Below are 4,169 nucleotides of genomic sequence, written 5' to 3' on the forward strand. Positions count from 1 at the left end.
CCGCCGTAAGGGCGGAACCAATAGCCGCCGTAACCGCAGCAACGGATATGTACACCAGCCCCCCTAGACCCTCCCCCCCAATCAACACCACCACCCCACCCCACTGCCTCACCCTGATCGGCAAACTCTGCTCCAACGTCTCCAGCGTCTGCCGCGCATCATCCAGCGGAAAACGCCCCGTGACCCGCAACCCCGCCACCGCCGAGTCCAGTCGAACAATGCCATTGCGATAAGGCCGGATCGCATCCACTACGCTCGCCAACGTCTGGTTACGCACCACCAGCCAACCCTCCAGCCACGCGGTTTCACTACTGGCCATCGGCACCTGGGTAAGAATCCGCTGATGATCAAACACCGTGCTCTGATGCATCGCCACACGCTGCTGCGTGCCGCCGTCGAGATGCAACACCACCTCACTGTCGAGGGTGACCAAGCGCATGGCCGCGCCCTGCTCGCCCAGCATCAAGCGACCATTCGCCCCCGTGATACGCCCGGCACGGGTGCTGACCTGCAATGGCCGTGATGTGTTGACCAGCATCTCGCCCGCACGCAGTTCCAGGCCGGGCTGTCCGTCTGCAAGCGTCGCGACCACCTGGCTGCGGGCATTGAGTTTGAGCGTCGCGCCGTCCGGCAACTGCCAGCTGCGCCGTTCACCGGTGCCGGTGGCGTATGACTGCCCGCTCTCTTCAAAGCGCGTCACCCACCCCACACCCGCCGCCAGCCCCAGCGCGCACAGGCTGGTACGCAGGAACGCACGGCGGCTGTTGGGTTGTTCCAGGCTGCGCAGCAGTTGCGCGCTGGAGCGCCCGCGCCACGGCGACGCCTTGAGTTGATCCAGCCCTGCGATCAACTGCGCGTAGACCTGCCGATGATGGGCCGACGTGCCGCGCCATGCCTCCAGCGCCGCTTGCTGTTCGGCGCTGAAGTCTCCGGACTGGATCTGCACCAGCCACCCGATGGCCTCCTCCGCCACCGGGTCGTTCAACGCTCGTTTGCTCACTCGTTCAACCCCAGGTAACAGGCACGCAGGGCCTGGGTCATCAATTGGTGGATGCGCCCCAGCGACAGGCCCAGCCGTTCACTGATCTGCACGTAGGTCATGCCGTCCAACTGGCTGTGTACAAACACCGCCTTGGCTTGCCCTGACAGGCCATCGAGCAGCCGGTCGATGGCCAGCAGGCTTTCGATCAGGATCAACTGTTCCTGGGGCGACGGATGCACGTGTTCGGGCACGTCGGCGAGGATTTGCAAGTAGGCCTTTTCCAGATCGCGGCGGCGCCAGCCCTCGTACATCAGGCGCTGGGCGATAGTGGTCAGCAGTGCACGCGGTTCGCGGATGGCGCTGGGATCGGGGAGCATCCACACCTTGAGAAAGGTCTCGGCAGCGATGTCCTCGGCGCTGTGACTGCAACCGGTGCGGTACGACAGGCGCGCGCACAACCAGCTGTAGTGCTGCTGGAAAATCTGGCCGATGAGGCGGCTCTTGAGCAAGGCATTCGGGTCCATAGGTCCATAGTCTTCATGGACTGCACACGCCAGCGGACAAGTGGTGGTGGGCCTGTCGGTTTGAGGTAGACCTGCATCCGGGCAGGTGAGTCCAGTTTGCCCCAGCGGGCATCACCAGATAAAAGAATAAAAACATCCAACAATCTGCATTTTCTGCATAACAATCGGCACATCTTCGGGCACGCAAAAGCACCGCCCGCGTGCTCCGCAGGCGGTGTGGCGGATGGCTCAGTGAGCCGCCAATTGCGCCTGTGTCCGCTCCTGTTCACGCAGCGGTCGCACCAGCCAGGCGACCACTACGGTCAGCACCAGCAGGATCGCGGCCAATGCCCAGAGCACGCCGTGGAACGCGCTGTCATAGCCACCGATAAACAGGCTGTGCACCGTGCCGGCCTGTTCTGCACCCAGGGCTTGCAGCGAACCGGTGAGGTTGCCGGCGGCCACATCGTCGATCCAGCGTTGCAGGGTCGATGGGTCTGGTGCCAGACGGCTCAAGGTGGCGCGCAATTGAGTGTCCAGCAAGGTCGCCAGCAACGAACCATACAACGCCACCGCAATCGCTTCGCTGCCAAGACGGAAGGTGTTGAGCAACCCGGCGGCCATCCCGGCTTTCTGCTCGGGTACGGTCTTCAGCGCCAGGCCATCCACCAGCCCGGCCGACAAGCCCATGCCGATGCCCACCAGCAACAACGGCAATGCCAATTGCCACAACGCCACGCCGACCTGGCTGACCAGTGCCAACGACACCACGCCCACCAGCAACGCAATCAGGCTGACCTTGAGAATGCCGATCGCCGACACCCCACGCGCCGCCCACTTGCCGGCCAGAATCGGGCAGAACAACATCGGCACCGTCAGCAGCAACATCGCCAGCCCCGCGTGGGTTGCGCTCAATTGCAGCACGCCGAACAGGTAGCTCGGCAGGTACGTCAGCAGGGTCACAAAGCCGAACGACGCCGCCACGGTGACCAACGCCAGGCCCACAAACGGCCCGCTCGCCAGCAGCGACAGGTCCAGCATCGGCTGCGATGACGGCGTTCCTGCCAGGTAAAGACCGCCAGCAACACCGCCGCGACCGCAACCAGGCCCAGCACACCCGGGCTGCTCCAGCCCCACTGCGAACCCTGCACGATGGCAACCATCAGTGCCAACAAGGCCAGCACAAACAGCGTGGCACCCGGCACATCAAAGCGTGCAGTACGTTCCGCCAATTCGCCGTCCCGTGTGATCAACGGGCTGCCCAACAGCACAATCACCAAGGTGACCGCGTGCGCCCAGAAAATCGCACGCCAGCCGACACTGTCCAGCAGCAAGCCGGACAAGGTCGGACCCAGGCTCACCCCCAGCCCCGCCACGGTGCCGAACAAGGCAAATGCACGCAGCCGCGCCGGGCCGCTGAAGTGGGTGGACAGGATGGCAATGCCGCACGAGAAAATTGCCGCCGCACCAATCCCCGCCAGCCCCCGCGCCGCATCCAGCAACCACGCGCTGTCAGCCACGGCGGACAGCACCGAGGCCACTACATACAGCGATGCACCGGCGACAAAGCAACGCTTGCGCCCGAGCCGATCGGCCAGCGCACCCCAGGCCAGGGTGAAGCAGGCAAATGCCAGGTTGAAGGCGTTGACCACCCATTGCAGGCTGGTCAACGGCGCCTGGATATCGGCGCCGATGGCCGGCAGCGCGAGGGCCGTGCCGGAGATGGAGCTGGGCACGACGAAGATCGCCAGCAGGATGATCGTGAGTAGAGCCGTGTCGGCAAACGAGTTTTTCATGGGTCCTTCCAGGGTCAGGTTGAAGTGAAACCGTGTACCGGCAGACGCACCGGTCGGCGCAGGATGATGCCGTCGACCCAGGGCACCTGGTCCGCCGGCACCGCCAGGCGCAAGTTGGGGAAGCGCTGCAGCAGAATCTGCAGCACCGTGGTGATTTCCAGGCGCGCCAGGGCCGCGCCCATGCAGTTGTGCATGCCGTAGCCGAACTGCAAATGCCGTGCGTCGTTGCGGTCCAGGCGAATCGCCAAGGGGTCCGGAAACACCACAGGATCGCGGTTGGCGGCAAACGCATCGGCGTAGATGATGCTGCCCGCGGGGATCAGCCCCCAAGGGCCTTCCAGGTCGACGCTGGCCAGGCGCGGGAAGGTCGAGATAGTGCCCAGGGGAATCACCCGCAGCAGTTCTTCGACGGCATTCGGGATCAGCGCCGGGTCATCCACCAGTTGCTGCCACAGCTCGGGCGCGGCCAACAGGGTGTACACCGCCTTGGTGAGCACCGTGAGAATGTTCTGGTCGCCGCCGATCAGTACGCCGAGCAGGATGCCCACCAATTCCTTGTCGTTGAGTGGCGGCTCGCTGTCGTTGCGCGTGGCGACAAAACGCTGGATCAGCCCATCGGGATAGGTGGGACGCGCGCCCGTCACCAGGTCGGTCAGGTAGTTGTAGACGCCCCAGAACTGGTTCAACAGCTCCGGCACATCCGCGTCTGATGCAACCTGCACCGTGTGGCTCAGCGGCCGGTAGTACTCGCGGTCACTCAGGGGAATGCCGAGCAACTGGCAATCCACCGTTGCGGGGATATGGTCGAGCACTTGGGCGAACAGGTCCGCACCGGGAGCCTGGCGCTGCAACACATCGAGGCGCTCATGGGTCGCTTGTTGCACTTTT

5 protein-coding genes are annotated in these 4,169 nt (G+C 64.3%); all 5 read right to left on the reverse strand.

Annotation, left to right across the window (positions count from 1 at the left end):
- A partial coding sequence (locus IQK56_RS23405; protein WP_193901842.1) for a DUF4880 domain-containing protein occupies window positions 1-1,000 on the reverse strand: 1,000 nt, incomplete at its 3' end.
- The gene (locus IQK56_RS23410) at window positions 997-1,506 is read right to left on the reverse strand and encodes a sigma-70 family RNA polymerase sigma factor (protein ID WP_122307270.1); all 510 of its coding nucleotides are present in this window, start codon (window positions 1,504-1,506) and stop codon (window positions 997-999) included. The genes IQK56_RS23410 and IQK56_RS23405, both read right to left, overlap by 4 nt.
- A gap of 228 nt (window positions 1,507-1,734) precedes the next feature.
- Window positions 1,735-2,526: an MFS transporter gene (locus tag IQK56_RS30920; protein ID WP_206691940.1), complete on the reverse strand. Its 792-nt coding sequence runs from the start codon at window positions 2,524-2,526 to the stop codon at window positions 1,735-1,737.
- Window positions 2,445-3,281, reverse strand: coding sequence for an MFS transporter (locus tag IQK56_RS30925; RefSeq protein WP_206691941.1), 837 nt, complete (start codon window positions 3,279-3,281; stop codon window positions 2,445-2,447). The genes IQK56_RS30920 and IQK56_RS30925 overlap by 82 nt, the downstream gene beginning before the upstream one ends.
- A 14-nt stretch (window positions 3,282-3,295) precedes the next feature.
- A partial coding sequence (locus IQK56_RS23420) for a cytochrome P450 (RefSeq protein ID WP_193901843.1) occupies window positions 3,296-4,169 on the reverse strand: 874 nt, incomplete at its 5' end.

The organism is Pseudomonas cyclaminis (assembly GCF_015163715.1).
Lineage (GTDB): Bacteria > Pseudomonadota > Gammaproteobacteria > Pseudomonadales > Pseudomonadaceae > Aquipseudomonas > Aquipseudomonas cyclaminis.